The organism is Sphingomonas montana (genome assembly GCF_001956315.1).
Taxonomy (GTDB): Bacteria; Pseudomonadota; Alphaproteobacteria; order Sphingomonadales; family Sphingomonadaceae; genus Sphingomonas_R; species Sphingomonas_R montana.
In genome coordinates this window covers 1-17,117 of the sequence record NZ_MOLY01000020.1, presented here as the reverse complement: position 1 = coordinate 17,117, position 17,117 = coordinate 1, and the positions used below count along the sequence as shown (strand labels likewise).

Annotated in this window: 21 protein-coding genes; 13 read left to right on the top strand and 8 right to left on the bottom strand. The window is 61.8% G+C overall.

Annotated elements, in window-relative coordinates; all coding sequences use genetic code 11:
- Nucleotides 1-9: 9 nt before the first annotated feature.
- On the bottom strand, nt 10-519 hold the full coding sequence (locus BKY59_RS07450) for a TonB family protein (RefSeq protein ID WP_076070246.1): 510 nt from the start codon (nt 517-519) through the stop codon (nt 10-12).
- 106 nt (nt 520-625) lie between these two features.
- Between BKY59_RS07450 and BKY59_RS18050 the strand changes: the two genes are divergently transcribed.
- The gene (locus BKY59_RS18050) at nt 626-985 is read left to right on the top strand and encodes a LysR family transcriptional regulator (protein ID WP_076070244.1); all 360 of its coding nucleotides are present in this window, start codon (nt 626-628) and stop codon (nt 983-985) included.
- Between the two features lie 12 nt (nt 986-997).
- Nucleotides 998-1,600 carry a LysR substrate-binding domain-containing protein gene (locus tag BKY59_RS18045; protein ID WP_338056523.1) on the top strand — a complete coding sequence of 201 codons (603 nt, stop codon included), beginning with the start codon at nt 998-1,000 and terminating at the stop codon, nt 1,598-1,600.
- A gap of 326 nt (nt 1,601-1,926) precedes the next feature.
- Here BKY59_RS18045 and BKY59_RS07435 read toward each other — a convergent pair whose 3' ends face one another.
- Nucleotides 1,927-2,553, bottom strand: a complete 627-nt coding sequence (locus BKY59_RS07435; protein ID WP_076070241.1) for an FMN-dependent NADH-azoreductase — start codon at nt 2,551-2,553, stop codon at nt 1,927-1,929.
- Between the two features lie 23 nt (nt 2,554-2,576).
- Nucleotides 2,577-3,368 (bottom strand): DODA-type extradiol aromatic ring-opening family dioxygenase, encoded by a 792-nt coding sequence (locus tag BKY59_RS07430; protein WP_076070239.1) that lies wholly within the window; start codon nt 3,366-3,368, stop codon nt 2,577-2,579.
- A gap of 75 nt (nt 3,369-3,443) precedes the next feature.
- Here BKY59_RS07430 and BKY59_RS07425 point away from each other — a divergent pair, with 75 nt between their 5' ends.
- A complete protein-coding gene (locus tag BKY59_RS07425; RefSeq protein ID WP_076070237.1) occupies nt 3,444-4,340 on the top strand; it encodes a LysR family transcriptional regulator in 897 nt (298 codons plus the stop codon).
- A gap of 401 nt (nt 4,341-4,741) precedes the next feature.
- Nucleotides 4,742-5,905, top strand: a complete 1,164-nt coding sequence (locus tag BKY59_RS07420) for an epoxide hydrolase family protein (RefSeq protein WP_206362034.1) — start codon at nt 4,742-4,744, stop codon at nt 5,903-5,905.
- Between the two features lie 469 nt (nt 5,906-6,374).
- Here the strand turns inward: BKY59_RS07420 and BKY59_RS18335 are convergent, their stop codons facing one another.
- Nucleotides 6,375-6,725, bottom strand: coding sequence for an FMN-binding negative transcriptional regulator (locus tag BKY59_RS18335; protein WP_420822082.1), 351 nt, complete (start codon nt 6,723-6,725; stop codon nt 6,375-6,377).
- Between the two features lie 257 nt (nt 6,726-6,982).
- A complete protein-coding gene (locus BKY59_RS18210) occupies nt 6,983-7,108 on the bottom strand; it encodes a hypothetical protein (protein ID WP_276205488.1) in 126 nt (41 codons plus the stop codon).
- Nucleotides 7,109-7,159: 51 nt separating this feature from the next.
- Between BKY59_RS18210 and BKY59_RS17315 the strand changes: the two genes are divergently transcribed.
- Both BKY59_RS17315 and BKY59_RS07410 read left to right on the top strand, forming a co-directional pair.
- On the top strand, nt 7,160-7,417 hold the full coding sequence (locus BKY59_RS17315; RefSeq protein ID WP_129586262.1) for a hypothetical protein: 258 nt from the start codon (nt 7,160-7,162) through the stop codon (nt 7,415-7,417).
- 288 nt (nt 7,418-7,705) lie between these two features.
- On the top strand, nt 7,706-8,446 hold the full coding sequence (locus tag BKY59_RS07410) for a TetR/AcrR family transcriptional regulator C-terminal domain-containing protein (protein WP_076070232.1): 741 nt from the start codon (nt 7,706-7,708) through the stop codon (nt 8,444-8,446).
- Nucleotides 8,447-8,768: 322 nt separating this feature from the next.
- Here the strand turns inward: BKY59_RS07410 and BKY59_RS07405 are convergent, their stop codons facing one another.
- The 3 genes from BKY59_RS07405 to BKY59_RS07395 form a co-directional block, all read right to left on the bottom strand.
- The gene (locus BKY59_RS07405) at nt 8,769-9,416 is read right to left on the bottom strand and encodes a sigma-70 family RNA polymerase sigma factor (RefSeq protein ID WP_240500011.1); all 648 of its coding nucleotides are present in this window, start codon (nt 9,414-9,416) and stop codon (nt 8,769-8,771) included.
- Between the two features lie 675 nt (nt 9,417-10,091).
- Entirely contained in the window at nt 10,092-10,520 is a 429-nt protein-coding gene (locus tag BKY59_RS07400; RefSeq protein ID WP_076070229.1) for a DUF3291 domain-containing protein, read from the bottom strand.
- Complete coding sequence (locus BKY59_RS07395) at nt 10,517-11,635, bottom strand: zinc-binding alcohol dehydrogenase family protein (RefSeq protein ID WP_076070227.1); 1,119 nt, start codon at nt 11,633-11,635, stop codon at nt 10,517-10,519. The genes BKY59_RS07400 and BKY59_RS07395 overlap by 4 nt, the downstream gene beginning before the upstream one ends.
- A gap of 120 nt (nt 11,636-11,755) precedes the next feature.
- On the opposite strand from BKY59_RS07395, the gene BKY59_RS07390 reads away from it, so the two are divergent.
- The 7 genes from BKY59_RS07390 to BKY59_RS17920 all read left to right on the top strand — a co-directional run.
- Entirely contained in the window at nt 11,756-12,667 is a 912-nt protein-coding gene (locus BKY59_RS07390) for an AraC family transcriptional regulator (protein WP_076070225.1), read from the top strand.
- Nucleotides 12,668-12,869: 202 nt separating this feature from the next.
- The gene (locus tag BKY59_RS17310) at nt 12,870-13,130 is read left to right on the top strand and encodes a hypothetical protein (RefSeq protein WP_129586261.1); all 261 of its coding nucleotides are present in this window, start codon (nt 12,870-12,872) and stop codon (nt 13,128-13,130) included.
- A gap of 285 nt (nt 13,131-13,415) precedes the next feature.
- Nucleotides 13,416-14,489: a DUF3616 domain-containing protein gene (locus BKY59_RS07385; RefSeq protein WP_165374806.1), complete on the top strand. Its 1,074-nt coding sequence runs from the start codon at nt 13,416-13,418 to the stop codon at nt 14,487-14,489.
- Nucleotides 14,490-14,530: 41 nt separating this feature from the next.
- Complete coding sequence (locus tag BKY59_RS07380) at nt 14,531-15,379, top strand: DUF2490 domain-containing protein (RefSeq protein WP_240500010.1); 849 nt, start codon at nt 14,531-14,533, stop codon at nt 15,377-15,379.
- A gap of 261 nt (nt 15,380-15,640) precedes the next feature.
- Entirely contained in the window at nt 15,641-16,072 is a 432-nt protein-coding gene (locus BKY59_RS07375) for a DUF805 domain-containing protein (RefSeq protein WP_206362033.1), read from the top strand.
- 193 nt (nt 16,073-16,265) lie between these two features.
- Entirely contained in the window at nt 16,266-16,823 is a 558-nt protein-coding gene (locus BKY59_RS07370) for a hypothetical protein (RefSeq protein ID WP_129586260.1), read from the top strand.
- Between the two features lie 39 nt (nt 16,824-16,862).
- Nucleotides 16,863-17,117 (top strand): hypothetical protein (locus BKY59_RS17920; protein WP_206362032.1); only part of this gene is annotated, 255 nt, incomplete at its 3' end.

The following is a 17,117-nucleotide window of genomic DNA, read 5'->3' as shown; positions in this document are numbered from 1 at the left end:
TCAAGGGGCTCAACGAGTATATGCAAGACGGACAACATTTTTAGTAGCAGCGCCCGACCTGTCGATGGTCGCCCAATTGTCCCGCGCCGCAGTCTGCACGATCAGTTTTCGCATATCGTCTTCTGCCAGCGGTCCTTCAGCGGGAGCAACATAAATCCGTGCGACGACCATCTGACCCCCGGAGATACCGGTGGGCACCGTAGCGTGGGTGCGGATTCGGCGAACGGCTTTCAACGCCAGAGCGTCTACCGTCCGTTGTCCGGAGGAATGCAGCACCGAGACATGCGTAGCGCGTCCATCCACGCCTACTGCGAACAGAACGTCGACCACGCCTGCCTCCGCGTTCGCACGGCCGAGGGGACACGGCTCGACGAGAGCACGCTGCAGTCTTTTCTGGGCCTTTGCCTTCCAGCGTTCTAGCGTTGCCGGCATTTCAGTGTTCTGAGCGGCAGCTGGGAGGGCATGAATTGTGATTGTCGCAGCCAGTCCGGCTGCGACCCAGTTCATCCGGATCACCATGTTCTCTGCTCCTGTTAAGACAACGGCCTCGCCATCGTCGTCCCTGCTTTTAGCTTGAGCCCCGTGACGCTCTCCAACAACGATGTTGCGATCCTGTTCTGCGTAAGTGCAGAATGCGCGCGTGTTTGACTGGAATGACCTCAAGACCTTTCTCGCTGTGGCACAATACGGCAGCACGCTCGCAGCAGCGCGGCAGCTACGCGTCAGCCAGACAACAGCAGCCCGGCGGATAGCGGCGCTCGAGCTGTCGTTCGGGGTCACACTCTTTGAACGACGACAGGCGGGGTACTTGCTTACGCCCGATGGCAAGGCACTCGGGGAGCATGCCGAAGTAGTTGCCGCTGCGGCGACGACGTTTGGCGATGCTGCTGGCGCGCGCCTGCGTGAAGCCCGTGGTGTCGTCCGCCTTACCACTGCCGAGCTTTACGCTGTTTCGGTACTCGCACCCATTTTGCGCGACCATTAAGAGGCATTTCCGCTGATCGAACTCGAGCTCGATACGACCGATACGGTCCGCGACCTCAGTAACGGATTTGCCGATGTGGCCTTGCGGGCAGGCCATGATCTGACCGGCGGAGGGCTGGCAGGCCGTAGGATTGCCCCGGATCCGTGGGCGTTTTACTGCAGTCGTGGCTATGCGGAAGCACACGGCATCCCGCGTTCGCCGGCAATGCTCCGGAGCCACGCACTTATCGGCGGCGGCGGCGAGAATGTCTGGTCGATCTACCGAAAGTGGCTGCACGAGAATGATCTCGAGGCCAATGTCAGCATTCGGCATAGTTCGTCGACCAGTCTCTTATCAGCAGTGCGTGCGGGCGCGGGCGTGGCGGTGCTGCCGCGGATGGTCGCAGGCGGCGATCCCGATCTCATCCGCTGCCTGTCACCGGCACGGGGCGATACAATCAGCCTTTGGTTGCTTACCTACGAACGGGTACGGCACGCCATGCCGGTTCACACTGTAATCGACTTCATTTACGCACGGCTAAAGCGTACAGCGGCGCAGCTCGACGCGGAAGACGAAGCAGCGTTCGGCAGGCGCGATCTTTCTCCATTGGCGGATGCGCCTCAAACTCCAATTTAAGACACAATTGGCTATTTATGCCAATGGGTCCTGACCACAATCAGATTTCCATAACGTGTCGAGGTTAATGGTACGGGGCGGGAATCTATGCGGCAAAAAGCAGCGATATATGATTAATCGAAAATAAGCGTCATCACAGAAACCAGCCTTTGATGAAATCTGCGCGAGCCACCGTTCTGGGACCGCCTCTTCTTGCATGAATTTTTCTTAGTTAGCTGAATGCTTGGACCAGAAACTACGAAGTGACATTTGGCGAGGTTCCAAGTGTGTGGGGCTACTTGAACCTCCGATGGGCTGCGCGGCAACACGCCGCCCATCGGCTCGGCTTAAGCGGCCGCGGCCGCGGCCGCGGCCTCGATTTGAGGTTGGAGGGTGGTGATGAAACCGTCCATTGTCGTCTCCCGCATGTCGACTGCTTTCGCGCCGCCACCGGCAACCACGGTCACATCGGTGATGCCGATCACCCCCAAAATCAGGCGCAGGTACCGGGTCGCAATGTCGCGGTCGCGGATTGGCGATCCTTCGGTGTAAACGCCCCCGCTCGCGATCAGCACCGTTGCTGCCTTGTCCATGACGAGGCCCTTGCCGTCGAAGCCGAGCGTCATCCCCTTGCGAACGATATGGTCGACCCATGCCTTGAGCGAGGCGGGAATGTTGTAGTTGTAGACCGGCGTGGCGATCAGGATGTGATCGGCGGCGAGGATCTCCGCGACCAGCTCGTCAGACACACTCAGCGCCGCCTTCATCTCGGGCGACTGTTGCTCTGACGGCGTAAAATACGCCGCAAGCCACGGCGCATTGACGAACGGCAACTCGGTTTCCGCGAGATCACGATCCACGACGATCCCGTCGGAATACCTGGTCTGCCATTCAGCGACGAAGCGCCGGGTCATGTTGCGCGAGATTGAATGATCGCCTCGGGGGCTGGTTTCGACGACGAGTAGCTTGGTCATGAAAATTCTCCTCAGGGGTTAGCTCAGCCGAAGCGGAAACCGGAGATCGGCTTGCCGAGCGCATGGCCGTGGAAGTGGACGGTGCCCGGCTCACCCGATGCTGCGCCCGCCGCAATCATCAGCGGCAGCAGGTGATCTTCATGGAGCTGGGCGTCGCGGGCGTGCGGTGCCTCCTCCCAGCGGATCAGCGCGCGGTCGCGCGTCCCGCCATCGATCATTGCAGAGCGCAGCCAAGCGTCGAACGCCTCGGCCTTTTTGTCCACGCCGACCCTACCGAAGAAACCGCGCATGTTGTGATAGCTCTGGCCGCTGCCGACGATGAGCACCTCCTCGTCGCGCAAGGGCCGGAGCGCCCGCCCGATCGCAAGGTGCCCAGCCGGGTCGAGACCATGTTGCAGCGAAAGCTGCACCAGTGGAATGTCGGCGCCGGGCACCATCACCTTGAACGGCACGAAGATGCCATGATCCCAGCCCCGCGCCGTTTCCTTACCGATGGCGATGCCGGCAACCGACAGAAGCTCGTGCACGCGCGCTGCCACAGAGAGCGCACCCGGCGCGGGCCAGGTCAGCCGATAGGTGTGGTCTGGAAAGCCGCCATAGTCGAACAGCAGCGGCGGATGCGCGGCGGCATTGACGGTTGGCACGCGTTCCTCCCAATGCCCCGAGACGGCGAGGATGGCCCGCGGCTGCTCCGCGAGCCCGGCAATGAAGCCACGCAGGTAGGTTTCCAGTTCGCGCCACGTGTCGCGAATGGGTCCCGGTTCCAGGAAGAAGCAGGGACCGCCGCCGTGGTTGATGAAGAAGGTTGGTTGCATTCCACCCATGTGGTTGCTGGACGCAAATCGTGGGAGCGATAAAGATGTGATGATCCCTATCGGACGAGGTGATAGATGATCGGCAGTCTGACACTCGACCAACTCCGCGTGCTGGTGACGATCGCGGACACCGGCAGTTTTTCGGCGGCCGGGCGCAGGCTCGGACGAGTGCAATCCGCCATCAGCCAGGCTGTCGCAACACTGGAGGACGTACAAGGCGTCACGCTCTTCGACCGTTCAGGATTCCGGCCGACGCTGACTGACGTAGGCCGCGTGCTGGTGACACAAGCTCGCACCGTTCTATCAGGTGCCGCTCGCTTCGAGGCAGTGGCTGCCGGCACGCGCGCGGGACTGGAAGCCGAACTGACCGTCGCGATCGACCCGCTGGTGCCGACCACGGCTTTCATCGACAGCCTGCACGCGCTACGCGCCGAGTTTCCCTCTCTGCCTGTCAACTTCTCCACCGAGGGCCTAGGTGGGGCCGAGCGACGATTGCGACGCGGGGACGCCGCGCTCGCGCTCTGCATTCTGTTACCTGCGGTGCCTGACGACGTGGCAGCGCTGCCGCTGATCGACATCGACCTTGTCTCAGTGGTGTCGCCCACGCACCCCTTGGCCGCACTGGATAGCCCTGTAACGCTCACCGACTTAGAGGAGCATACCCAGCTTGTCCTGTCCGATCCGGCTGCGCCCGATGGCCCTAGCTACGGCATCATCGGAACCAGGGTTTGGCGCTTTGTGGAACTCAGCCGGCGGCTGGACTTCCTGCTTGCCGGCCTGGGATGGTGCCGAATGCCTGAGTACCTCGTGGCACCGCACTTGGCGGATGGTCGCCTCGTCTCTCTGGCGATCGAAGACCATGCCGCCCGCGCGACTGGTCCACTAACGATTTACGCTGCTCAAATGCGAGACCGCGCCCTCGGACGCGCCGGCAGTTGGCTCCTCAACGAGATGCGAGTTCGTCTCTCCTGACCACCCACCGCAACACAGTCCTTTGCCATCCCGTAATCACCGCAGCGATAGATGGGCGGCTTCTTGCCAATTCGCAAGCTGCCTGCTCATTCACTACCAATCCCGGACATTCCCGAAAATCGATCGCCTGCTAAAAGCTAAGGCAGCAGGCCATTGTCTAGAAAATGACTGTTTATTGAACACTGTAACGGATTGCTGGTCGCGAAACTGAGGACTTGCTCGACATAGCGAGCAGAGCTTGAAAGCGGACAGAGGCTCAGCCTTCACTTCGAAGCCTGCGAACGCGATCACACAAAATTGATACTCGCCCTGGCCTGCCACCCCTCTCAAACCGGTCGATCGTTCATCCCACGAAGGGGCAGTCGTTTCGCAATTGCGGTTGGGATACAGTCGAGCAAAGCGTGGAGACCATCATGCCGCCCGTTCCGTTCACGATAGACGTTCCAGACGCTGCAATCGTAGAGTTACAGGACCGGCTCTCCGCGGTGCGCTGGCCGAGCTCGATCGACGATGATAGCCGGGACGATGGCGCAAGCTTGTCCTTCATGCGCCGGCTGGCCGACCATTGGCTGAACCGGTTCGAATGGCGCCTACAGGAACGACGGCTCAACCGGCTGCCGCAGTTCATGACGACGATCGACGACCAAGCCGTACATTTCGTGCATTACCGTGGCGTCGGCCCTGCCCCAATGCCCATCGTCATAACCCATGGGTGGCCGGGGTCGTTCGTCGAAATGGAACGGCTGATCCCGCGGCTTGCCGATCCTGGCGCCTATGGCGGCGATCCCGCCGACGCCTTCCACGTAGTCGTGCCGTCGCTGCCTGGCTACGGCTTCTCGCCCGCGCCGACGAAGCGAAGCGTCAGCTCGCGAGAAATCGCAGTGCTATGGCGCAAGCTCATGGCCGAGCTCGGCTACCACGCCTTCGTTGCGCAGGGCGGCGACATCGGCGCTGGGGTATCTACCTGGTTAGCGCGGTTGTTCCCGGAGACCATCCGCGGCATTCGTCTGAACTTCGTTCCGGGCAGTTACCGGCCGTCGTTAGGGGCTGACGCGCCGCCGGTCACAGCTGAAGAACAGGCGTTCCTTGATCACGTCGCACGGTGGTCCGCACAGGAGGGTGCATATGCCTCGCTCCAGGGGACCAAACCGCAAACTCTCTCGTTTGCCCTCACGGACTCTCCTATCGGGCTCGCTGCCTGGATGACGGAGAAGTTCAGATCGTGGAGTGATTGCGACGGCGACCTCGAAAGCGTGATTTCGCTCGACGACGTACTGACCGACATTTCCATCTATTGGTTCAGCGGATCCCTGACCGCATCGCTCAGGCTTTACAAAGAAAACCGGTTGCGCCCGCTTGTGTTTGAGGCGGGTGAGCGAGTCAAACCGCCGCTTGGCGTATCAGTATTTCCGCGAGAGATCGCTATGCCACCACGTTCCTGGGTAGAGCGAGTGTTCGACGTGCGGCGCTGGACCAAAATGCCGGCCGGCGGGCATTTTGCTGCGCTGGAGAAACCGGATCTGCTTGCGGCCGAACTGCGGGAATTCTGCCAACCATTCCGATAATCAGCATTTATGTAATATAGGCCTTCAATGCCGAAGTTGAACCGTCCACACCGGATGAACGATCTCGCCCATTAGCGGCCGTTCAGCGGCTTGTTATATAAGGCTAGTTTAGATTGATTGTTTAACTTGAGCAGCAACCGCTAGATGTCTCGGGTCCTTATGCAATCAATGGAGCATTCAAGTCTCGAGCATCCTACTACTTATGTGCGCGAACTACCTAAGTGAATTCTGACCAGACTGTTGGCGGTCAACGTGGCCGAGGCCCTTACCGTGGTTGGACGGACTCATTGCTTTGATGCTCATAACGTCAACATGGATTTGTGCTGATCCGGCGGCGTCCACTAAGGCGTCGATAAGTGCGTCGCATTCTGCCTGCCCGGTCGCCAGAACCTCGCGGAAGTTTCGAACTCGCGACAGCGACCAGAGCGTGCTCGCCAGACCGATCGTGGGACTGCGATCCAACCACGTCTTAGACTTTGGATATATTGGGAAGCCAAGGGCCTTGATAAGACCGAACCTCGCCCGAACTCCCCGCGCCAGCACGACAGCTTCGCGCCACGACGCCCCCCCGCCCCGTCTTATGGCGGCGATCGAAATGCTTTCGGACGCTAGGCAGTGGAAAGCTGGCGCTGAACCATACCGGCGAGACGTGCGCGCCCGGACCATGGACCATGACGATGATAGGCTCGCTGGCCACCAGAAGAGGCGTGATCAGGTTCGCAACGGCCAAATGGAATTCAATCGCACCTGCTGGGCCGCTTCCGTCGCGGAACGTGATCGGAGCCTGTGCGGTCACGGGTCCGTCCGGCCCGTTGACTATGATCCGAACATGACGAGGCGACGCCGTTCGACCGGCGGCGCGACGTGCTGCGTCGAACGTACCGAGGCTTATAGATTGCCTACCGTCTGATTCTGCCGGCGCAGTTGGTTCGCATCTTCAGAAACCGTTCGTCCGTTTCCGATGTGGCTCCTGGATGCTATCGCAACATGGCTACCGGCGCCGGGTCGGGTTTCTCCGACGACGGCGAACAGGCGGATCGTCCGTTCGTCCCCCGACATCCATTCGGACGTTGTCGGTCATACGGTGACAGCATGATGGACGGTCCCGATGCCACCCGTTCCGGTCAGCGCGATGGAACCGTAGAGCAGGCAGACCTCGTCGACGACGGGCGTCACGGTGGATCCGCCGGCACTGTCGATCACTGCCCGTCCTGCGGTGCCTCCCCGACCGCTGCACGGACCTTCGGATGGGCGATGGCGAACCCTCCCGGTTCAGTCGCTCGAAGCCCGATCGTCCTCGACGCGCGTGCAAAGGCCGACCTCAACCCACGCGACATCGGTGACGGCAGCGTACGAGCCCGTTCGGTCCGCAAACGGTATGCCAGCCCTCGCGATCTCACCGTTGCAAAATCTTCCGCCGAACCCGTCGACAAGAAGTGTTTCTCTTGTACGCTGCTCAGGGAAACGACAAAAGCTCGCTTCGAGACGGGCGGCAATCACGGGCTTGCGTGATCGTACCAATTCAAGCGCGAAGCGGATCAAAACCGTGATCAGATATAGGCTCTACCCCGTATAAAGGCGCCCTCGCCTTTGTTCTGGCATCGAGCGCGCCTGCTGCCTACAGCCAACTCGATCGGTGACGCGGGTCGATCGAAGTTTGGTTAAATCCCTCGGGGCATGCCACGTCACGGTGCCGATCGATGGGGCCGTCTTGCCTGGGAAAGCGGCGGGGCAATATGCGAGTGGCGTCCAGCTTCTGGCGCGAAGGCCTTAAGTGCAGTCGATGGGAGCGGGCCGAGGATGCAAGGGAAGACGGTGGCGACTCAACCTGGACGCAGGACCCGGCGGGGGGCTCCTCCCGCACCCGCGCTCAACCGCGAGGTCATTATTGCTGCAGCGCTAGGTATCATCGACGAAGACGGCCTGGATGCCTTTAGCTTACGAGCGCTGGCGCAGAAGCTCGGGGTCTACCCGACCGCGGTCTATTGGTACGTGCCCAACCGCAATGAGATGATGGCCGGGATAGTCGCCCACATTCTCGGGAAGGTGTCGGTTAAAAGCCGGCGGCGCGAATGGCAGCAGAGCCTGCGCGATCTGTTCGACAACTTCCGGGCCGCGGTGGCGGCCCATCCGAACGCTGCCCCGCTGATCGGCACCGCAGTCGTGTCGAACACCGCCATGGATTTCGGCTTCGTAGAGCATGTGCTGTCGATCCTGTCGCGCGCCGGGCTGTCCGGTGCCGACCTGGTCGCCGGATACAATTCGATCATCGCCACGCTGGTCGGCTTCTCTGCGCAGGAATACGCGTCCATGCCGAAAGAGGATCCGATGGCCTGGCAGGTCATCGTGCAGAAACGGCTACTCGAGCTGGATCAGAACGCCTTTCCGATCTTGGCAGCCAATCTTCGCCTGCTCTCGAACAAGGCCTTCATCCTTCGCTGGCAAAACGGAGTCGAGGCACCCCTGGAGAGCAGCTATTTAACCTATATAACAATTGTAATCGATGGCATCGACGCGTTGGCGAAGCGTTCCGCGAAATAGCGCAAAGCAGCGGCGATTGGCCAGACTGCGGTCCAACCGCTCGATAGGAACCGCGACGTCGGCAAGCAGGACGACCCAAATCCACGGACCGGTGGCGACCAGTCATCTCGCCTAAATGTAGTCCTTCACCGCGTCGACGCAGTCCAGCGCGACGATCCGGCCTTGCCGGAGGTAGCCGAGCGAGAGGCCGCGCGCGCTCGGGTTTCCAGATGGTAGAAGGATTGGAGTCTCGTCCTTCTTCCAGAGACGCCAGCGCCTGATCGTCCCCAAACCAGCCTGGCTTCCGTACGACGGCGGAGATCTCCCGTCCCTCGACCGGTCTTCAGAGCCTGTCGTCATCGCTATCGATCGCCGCCGCGAGCCGCGCGATCCCGCGATGGATATTCACTTTAACAAGCGCAATCGACTGGCCGGTGGCTTCGGACGCTTCTTGAATGCTGTAGCCCTCCAGCTTAACCAACCGAATCGCATCAACTTGCGCCTGCTTCAGCTGACCGAGAAGTTTTTGCACGTCCAAGCTACCGGTCACGACAGAGCCATGGTCTTCGACCGACGCCTCGAAGCCTTCAATAAGGTCGAAGCGGTTGCGGTTCATGCTACGTAGCCGATCGATCCACTTGTACCTCGCGATCCCTGCCATCCATGCTTTGAACGGGCGGGCGGGGTCGTAGGTATAGCGCTTCATGTGGATTGCGATGAGCGCCTCCTGCACGATATCATCGACGTACGGCGCTGGAAGCCGATGCGCGTAATAGCGTTGCAGCCAGGCTGCAGTCTCGGTCAGCAGGCTACTATACGCTCCGCCGTTGCCCGCCAGGGCAGCGCTCATCATCTCACTCCAACGATCGCCGGAGACGCTGCGGCACATCCCGGGTGCGTCGATACGGCTGATCGACGCATCGGTAACCACGACCGGCAGCCTGGGTTCGGGTCGTGTCGCATCGGTTTTCTCGCCGGTTACGGTGCACATGGCAGTCCCCTAGCAGCTACCTATTGTACGGCGTACAAGCTGTTGTACGCCGTACAAGGGAATTTCTTGGTGGTGAATCGGTGATCATCGGCAGACGACGTCACAGTCCTGACTGCAGCTTCGGTCGGCAGGCGGTCATGACCGCCGCCCTTGCCAGCCAGGCCAGCTGTCGAGGTCTTAATCGAAAGGTCGTCGGAGCCACCGGGGTGCCGCGGCGCCTCTCGTCCGACCCGGCAAAGGTGATCGGCAGCGCAAATGCCATTCGCCATGGCGGTTCTCCTCGAGCATCACGTAACCCTCAATCCGTGATGCTTTTGTCCCGCCATTGGGCCGGGAGAAGAACGTACCAAGCGTGTATGAAGTCGATGCGCAGAAGCTATGCGATCGAGAGAACGTCGCACCGGATCGGTAGTCTGGCGCGACCCATTCGTTCGACGGCGGCCCGCCTGACAGGCGGCGCCCGACTTTCGCGCTTCGCAGAACTATCGATCCTAGTGGTGCTTGTGTCATAAGATGCGAGCGCGACCCTCGACACGCGCAGCGAGACGATAGCGTCGCGATGATCTACGATGGCCCTGCGATCCCCTCACGTGCGCAACGATGCACGGAGGTCGCGACGAAACAGTCGCGCTGAGATGCAGAACGATCCAGTCGCAGTGTCTTCCAGAAGCGCCCTTAGATCCTAACCAGCTGCGCGGGCTCGCTTTTCGCAAAGCCGAGGCCCGCATGCGCAGGTCCCGGATAGCGGAGTGGCAAGGGATGCCCTTCGTGGCGCATCCGGTCGCTCGCCTCGGGCCAAGACGGAAGTTCGGCGCTGTCCTGAACCCACCGAACGGTACTTGCCTCGTCGCCCCATTCGCTCATCTTGGGCATCGCGCTGCGGTGGGCGCCACCGGCGACATAGGCCAGGAGCGCCGCCTCGTCGCGCCATACGCTTGTCGTCCAATAGGCGTGATCGCGATCGTGGCGGAGCGCTCCGGCCATGTAGCCGTCCGCTCTCCTGATCTGCGCCAGGCAGCGCTGCGCATGGATCAAAAAGAAGGGCAGAAACCGCAGGCTGCGAACGCGGAAGCGGGTGACGCTGACGACGAAGCTGTCGGTCACAGCGTCACCACCAGCTTCGTCGCCGAGACACCGCGCCGCTGCCGCTCGAGCGCCGCCGGGATCGCCGCCAAGCCGTGCCCTACAACCTCGACCGCAGGGGCTGCCACGTATCGGCCATCGGCCAGGGCGTCGGGCAGGAATGTATCGAAGATCATCGGCCCCACTTCGTTGCTGATCAGCGTGCTGCCCCAGATCATCTTGAGAGTTACCTTCTTGCGGCGTGCGCGTACCGCGAGCGCGATGTTGCCTGCGACCGTGCGGGCTATCGCGGCAATCAACTTGCGCCAGTGACCGCGCCTCGCCGGGACTTCATCGAAGGAAGCCGGCGGCGTCGCCGTCGCGATGAAGCGTTTGCCCTCGCACGTTCCCAGAATATCGATGCACGGCTGCACCGACCCCGCGCCGATCGCGACGGCGCCAGCGACCGTCTTCCCGCGCAACGCTGCGGAAATGGCGGCAACGACAGTCGGGTCGCGATAATCGAAGACAGCCGTTGCGCCGAGCCGCTTGAGAAGGTCGAAATTGCGCGGCGAGGCCGTGGCAATCACGTCGTAGCCAGCGGCGACCGCCAGTTGCACCGCATTGCTGCCGACGCTGGTCGACCCGCCCCACACCAGGACGGTCTGACCGGTCGCCAACGCTCCCTTGGCGGGCGGGTTCAAGGCGAGAAAATCGCGCTGGAAGAGCGCGCAGGCCGCCGTCGAGATGCCGAGCGGCAGCGCGGAAGCGTCTTCGAACGCGAGCGCATCCGGTATCGCCGCCGTCATGTGCTCGAGCAAGACGACATGGGTCTGGAAGGCGCCTTCTGCGGGGCGGTTACGCGTCTTGTCGGTGCTGGCGGCAAAGCCGACGACCCGGTCGCCGACCATGAACCGTGTGACGTCCGACCCGACTGCAACGACTTCGCCGGCGACGTCGGAGCCCAGAATGGCCGGGTACTGCAGATAAGGGGTCATCAGGTCGCCGGAGGTCTGTACCAGACGGTCCATCGGGTTCACCGCGATCGCACGGGTGCGAATGACGATTTCGCCCGACTGTGCGCTCGGAAACGGCGCCGGCCCCAACGCGAAGGCGGCACGCTTGGATGAAAGCCAGAGAGCGGTGTTGTCGGTCATGATCTATCTCCCGCGGTGCCATGTGAAGATGCATCGCTGGATCTGAGATAGGCCGGTGACACTGGACGGCCCATGCTGCAAAGTCCGCATATCCATCGCCAGCGTCCAGGAGTTCTCGATATGGATCCATTGTCGGACGTACTTGGTCTGCTGAAGCCGAGCAGCTACGGATTTCGCGGCCTTGATGCCGGCGGGGACTGGGCGCTCGACTACCCCCCGGCCGAGGGTGTCAAATGCTTCGCCATCCATACCGGGACGTGCTGGATCGCGCTCGAGGGCGGGACCGAGCCCATGGCGCTTCAGGCGGGCGACTTCATCCTGCTGCCCGGCCGGGCTGCGTTCAGCCTCTACAGCGCCGCCGACGCGCCGGTGACCGACGCCTTTACATTCTTCCCGTCGTTCCCCGCCGGCGAGACCGGCGTCCTGGGCGGCGGCGGCAACTGTTCGGGCGTAGGCGGCTTCTTTGACTTCACAGGGCTCCACACCGAACTGCTGCTCGGCATCCTGCCCCCGATCGTTCACATCCGGGCGGAAGCGACCAAGGCGGCGCTCGGCTGGCTGATCGAGCGGCTGATGCGCGAACTGCGGGACCCGCAACCGGGCGGCACGCTGATGGCCGGGCATCTGGCGCAGACGCTGCTGATCGAAGCGCTGCGGCTACACCTTGCCGAGCGCTCGCCGCACAGTCCAGGCTGGCTGTTCGCCTTGGCCGACAAGCAGATGCGCGCCGTGATGTCGGCGATACACGCCGACCCCGCTCGTCGCTGGACGCTCGCCGACCTTGCCCGGGTAGGTGGCATGTCGCGCTCGAGCTTTGCGGTTCGGTTCAAGGAAACGGTCGGCGAGCCCGCCATGGATTACCTGACCCGCTGGCGCATGATGGTGGCGGCCGATCGGCTGGCGAGCGGACGTGTCTCGATCGCAATCGTGGCACCAGCGGTCGGCTATGAGTCCGAAAGCGCGTTCAGTGCGGCGTTCAAGCGATCGTTCGGTCACTCACCGAGGGAGTTTACCAAGGCAATGGCCACGTAACCGGGATGGTGGACGCTGGCGACAATCTACCGGACGTACCAGCATGGGACGTCCGGACTCGTCGATCTATTCAGGGTTATCACCAGCCGGGGAATGACCGATGGCCTAAATTCAATGCGACCGTTTCGGGATTGTCGGCGCCACGGGACCGACCATCAGCCAGTACCTCGTTGCTCCCGTCCTGACCACTCGGGAGCGCCAGGTGGTAGCGCTGGCCGACCGGGAACCATTATCGAGCCTTGCGACGGGCAAACGCCTGATCGTGCGCGCCTTGTTCGGAGCCGAGACAGCAAGAGCGCTTGCCGACCCGCAGCTTGAAGCGCTGCGGCGGTTCGTCGTCATGTATCGCCATGGGCGGCGTGGAGCTGCTGCCGCTGCCGAAGTCTTGGTTAGCCTCGGGTTCTCGCGACAGCTGCTGGACGATGTTCGCGCGCTGGTTACGGTGTCGATGCGCCCCCGCTAGCCGCCGGTGACGTTGAGCACGCGGAGTCAAGTTGGTGCAAAGCTTTGATACGTATTGCCATTCGGCAATGTAACGCCGGCAAACCGTCCAAGACCCACCATTGGACATTCAGCCTGCCCTTGTCCCGTCTCGAAAGCTGACGTTCGTTAATTTCGATCGGACCGGGATTTGGTATAAGCGAGACAGTCTAATCCGAACCGCCGTCGAAGGTCATAAATGCCTAAATCCCCGCCTCCGCGCTCACCTTGGGCGTCCACGACCTTACCAGTGGGGAAGGAACAACTGGTGCTGGATGCCGACTGCGAAGGTGCGGACGACCCGACGCTGGATCTATCGGCCGCCGCCCGGCACGGGAATACGCTATTCCTCGGCAGTGACGAGGGAGTCACCCTCGAACGGTTGAGCCGCGGCGAAGGAGTGTGGTCAGGCCATCAACGGTTTCCGCTCGACGCCATCTTCGATCTCGATGCATCCGGCGAGGCCGATATTGAAGGGCTTGCCGAAGACGATGGCTGGCTCTGGGTGCTGGGGTCACATGCGCGAACGCGTCCGAAGGTCGGGAAAGCAGGCGACGACCGGATCGACCTGTCTGCATTCGCGACCCTGAAGTATACCCGGCCCCGCTGCCTGCTCGCGCGTGCACCACTGGTCGCAGACCGGAACACCGACGGCACGATGGAGCCAGTACGGATCGACGGAGATCGCCGGGCGGGAATGGTGCGCCAGACCCGGCACGGCAACCGACTGGCGCGGATGTTAAAGGACAGCCCGCTCCTCAAGCCGTTCACTCGGATAGCGGCCAAGGAGGGCGGTGTTGATCTTGAGGGGATTGCTGTCGCGGGTAGCAGGGTCGCGATCGGCATGCGCGGGCCGGTAATCCAGACTTATGCCGTGCTGCTGGAACTGGAAATCGTCGCCAAGGCTTCGGGGCGCTTGACGATTGCCGGTCCGCTCCACAAGCGAATGCTCGAACTGGACGGACTGGGTATCCGCGACCTGAAGCGTGATGGCGCGGATCTCCTGATCCTTGCCGGACCAACGACCGGGCTCGATGGGCCATGCGCTGTTTACCGCTGGACAGACTGGCTCGGCGATCCGCCGCAGGACGATCAGGTCGTGCGACGGCACAGACCGGAACGGATCATCGACCTCCCGTTTGGACGTGGTGATGATCATCCGGAGGGACTGGTGTTGCTGGACGGGATCAACGGAGAGCGCGATCTACTCGTGATTTGCGACAGCCCCGCCGCGAGCCGTCTTGATCCTATGAGGCGGAGCGTGCGGTGCGATCGGTTCCGCCTGCCCGTCAAACAGCAGAAGTCTAAAAGGCCGACCGCCCATAGCCCGGAGCCTTCTTAGTTGACCTGGAACCGCCCCACGGTGTCCGCAGCTGCCCCCCGATGCGGACGCTCGATCACGCATTCCACGTAGGTTTGCGTGACGACAACCTGGTTTCGTTGGCCGAAGAGACCGCCGCGGTAGCCGCATCACAATGCGGGCGTATGACAAGCAACCGGAGTTCGTTTATCGCGCCGCAATTGACCATCAATGTGTCCATCTGCCCGCTTCGTGCCCTTGTCGGTTCCGCGTTACTATTACTCGTGGCGACGCCTGCCCAAGCGCAGCAGGAAGACGAACAGTTCTGGCTACAGGTCAATTCCAATGTACCCGTTACGGACAAACTTCGGTTGACGTTGGAGCAGATCGGTCGGCTCAGCGACGCAGCCGGCGGCCTCTTCCATACCGAACTTGGTGGCATCGTCAGCTACCGCGCATCCGCCGCTATCGAGTTCGGTGTTGGTTATCGCCATGTTAGTGGCCACAACGGCAATCGAGCCGACGACGAGAGCCGAATTCGCCAGCATGTCGTGGCGACTTTCGGGGCGGTGACGACCCGACTGAGGCTTGACGAGCGCTTCCATCCCGACGGCGACGAGATTGGGTTCCGCATTCGTCCGTTCATCCGGTACACCCATCCATTAGGTCGGAACGGCTCAGCACTTTTCGTGAGCCACGAGAGCTTCTACTTGCCGAACAGCACACGCTGGGGACAGCGGCGCGGCTACGAACGGATGCGCAATACAGCCGGGTTCGTATTGCCGCTGAGCAGACGTCTAAGTGCCGACGTGGGCTACCTGAACCAATTCCGACCAGAGCGACGCGGCACCCGCGCGCAGATGGAGCACGCACTTAGCACGCAACTGACAATCAATCTGGGTCGTCGGCGGGAGCGGTCGAGCGAGGACTGACTTGGCCTACATCCGGATATTCGTCAGTCATTTTGAGCGCACTAAGTCCGGCTACACATTCATGCAGGGGGCGGTGAATCGCGCCATCACCGTTTTTGTCACATGTCTCGATGTTCGCCTTGCTCACTGCTGTGGCTGGCAGTGACTTTTGCCCGCCCAGGCTTTGAAGCACAGTTGAGGCCGGGGCTGTAGTGTACGTGCGCGGCCGGTGATACAATTCAACTTTGGCATGTCTTTGGAGCAGCGAAAGAGATGAGCTGGATGCTGTTGGCCCTGCGTCGCTATGTGGACTTCAGAGGCCGGTCGCGACGCCGGGAATATTGGATGTTCGTGCTGTTGTGCCTGATCGCGATCGTGCTTGCCGGGGTCGTGATGATTGCCGCCACGGGGTCGTTCCGAACTCAAGAACAAATGGCCACGAAGTTTACGGCTTGGGCGGGCTTTGCGATTGCGCCCCTGATCATTCCGCTGATCGCGGTCACGATACGACGCGTGCACGATCTGGGGTTGAGCGGCTGGTGGCTGCTTGCCCTCCCTATCGGAGCGGCCATACCGATGCTCGACACCATCGTTGGAATTGCACAGATCATCGTCATGGCAATTCCCGGCAAGACTGGAGCGAACCGCTTTGGGGATAGCCCGAAGGCAAGCACGACAACCGGCATACCTTGGTCGGATACCTCTGGCCGGTAATGACCTGACGAGCGCCTTGTTCGCGTCGCGTTGCTGCCGCTGACTATGGCGCGCAGTGTGGTCCTCGCTTAAGCAGGCCATCCAATTCACGCACGTCGCGCATGTTCGTCCGCTTTCACTCTTTGCGAAAGGACCTTTCAAGATGCCGCTTCGACTTCCCGCTTTAGCTCCATATCTCCGACGTTCAGTCCGTGTGTCATCACTGGTCACCGCATCGCTGATCCTGGCGGCATGCGGACAAGGTGGTTCAAACGAAACCGCCGCTACGGCAAGTGCTGATCCAGTGCCCGTAGCTGTCGATCCGACCTCTGCGACCGGCTCTGTCGTTCGCGATACCGCGCGGCCGGCTCCGGCACCTGCTCCGGTGGTGACGCCGATCCAGACACAACAGGGGCCCGAAGGCACTCGCGTCGATCTTACGCGTGCTGCCGTGACCGGTGACATCCTGACCGTTCAGCTTGCCTATACCGCGGCAAGCGATAAATCGTTCAGTGACTATTTCCGTGCTGATGAAGTCAGCGTCATCGATGATGCGACATCGCAGCGATATGGCATCCTCAAGGATCAGACCGGCGCATGGCTGGCCGCGCCGCTGTTCGTGTCGCACAGCATCCGGGCGTCTGGTCAGAAGGGCGAGACGGCGATCGTCTGGATGAAGTTCCCGGCTCCTCCTGCGACGAGCCGCGCGGTTTCCGTGAACGTGCCCAAGGTTGGGCCTTTCGACGGCGTTCCGATCAGCCGCCAGCAATGAGGTTGGGCCTTTCGACGGCGTTCCGATCAGCCGCCAGCAATGAGGTTGGGCCTCGCCCTGTTTGGCTGCCTGGCGCTCGCCGCCTGTTCCGAGCGCCGGGGAGCCGACGCGCTTGAAAACACTCAGGCGAGCAAGGATTTGGTGGACACAAGTCCGGCCCCGAGCCAACCGGTTGAGCCCGTCATCACACGTGCGCCTCTGGGCGGTCAGCCACTCACCAGCTCCGTGAGTGGGCTTTCCGGTGCCGTCACAGGCTTCGACGTGCGCCGTACCGATACGCAGACGATCGTCGAC

Coding starts and splice junctions, on each gene's coding strand:
- BKY59_RS07380 (WP_240500010.1), top strand. CDS start 14,531: ATGCGGACGCTCGATCACGCATTCCACGTAGGTTTGCGTGACGACAAC.
- BKY59_RS07405 (WP_240500011.1), bottom strand. CDS start 9,416: ATGTGCACCGTAACCGGCGAGAAAACCGATGCGACACGACCCGAACCC.
- BKY59_RS07395 (WP_076070227.1), bottom strand. CDS start 11,635: ATGACCGACAACACCGCTCTCTGGCTTTCATCCAAGCGTGCCGCCTTC.
- BKY59_RS07410 (WP_076070232.1), top strand. CDS start 7,706: ATGCAAGGGAAGACGGTGGCGACTCAACCTGGACGCAGGACCCGGCGG.
- BKY59_RS07375 (WP_206362033.1), top strand. CDS start 15,641: ATGCTGTTGGCCCTGCGTCGCTATGTGGACTTCAGAGGCCGGTCGCGA.
- BKY59_RS07450 (WP_076070246.1), bottom strand. CDS start 519: ATGGTGATCCGGATGAACTGGGTCGCAGCCGGACTGGCTGCGACAATC.
- BKY59_RS07430 (WP_076070239.1), bottom strand. CDS start 3,368: ATGCAACCAACCTTCTTCATCAACCACGGCGGCGGTCCCTGCTTCTTC.
- BKY59_RS17315 (WP_129586262.1), top strand. CDS start 7,160: ATGGCGAACCCTCCCGGTTCAGTCGCTCGAAGCCCGATCGTCCTCGAC.
- BKY59_RS07390 (WP_076070225.1), top strand. CDS start 11,756: ATGGATCCATTGTCGGACGTACTTGGTCTGCTGAAGCCGAGCAGCTAC.
- BKY59_RS07435 (WP_076070241.1), bottom strand. CDS start 2,553: ATGACCAAGCTACTCGTCGTCGAAACCAGCCCCCGAGGCGATCATTCA.
- BKY59_RS07425 (WP_076070237.1), top strand. CDS start 3,444: ATGATCGGCAGTCTGACACTCGACCAACTCCGCGTGCTGGTGACGATC.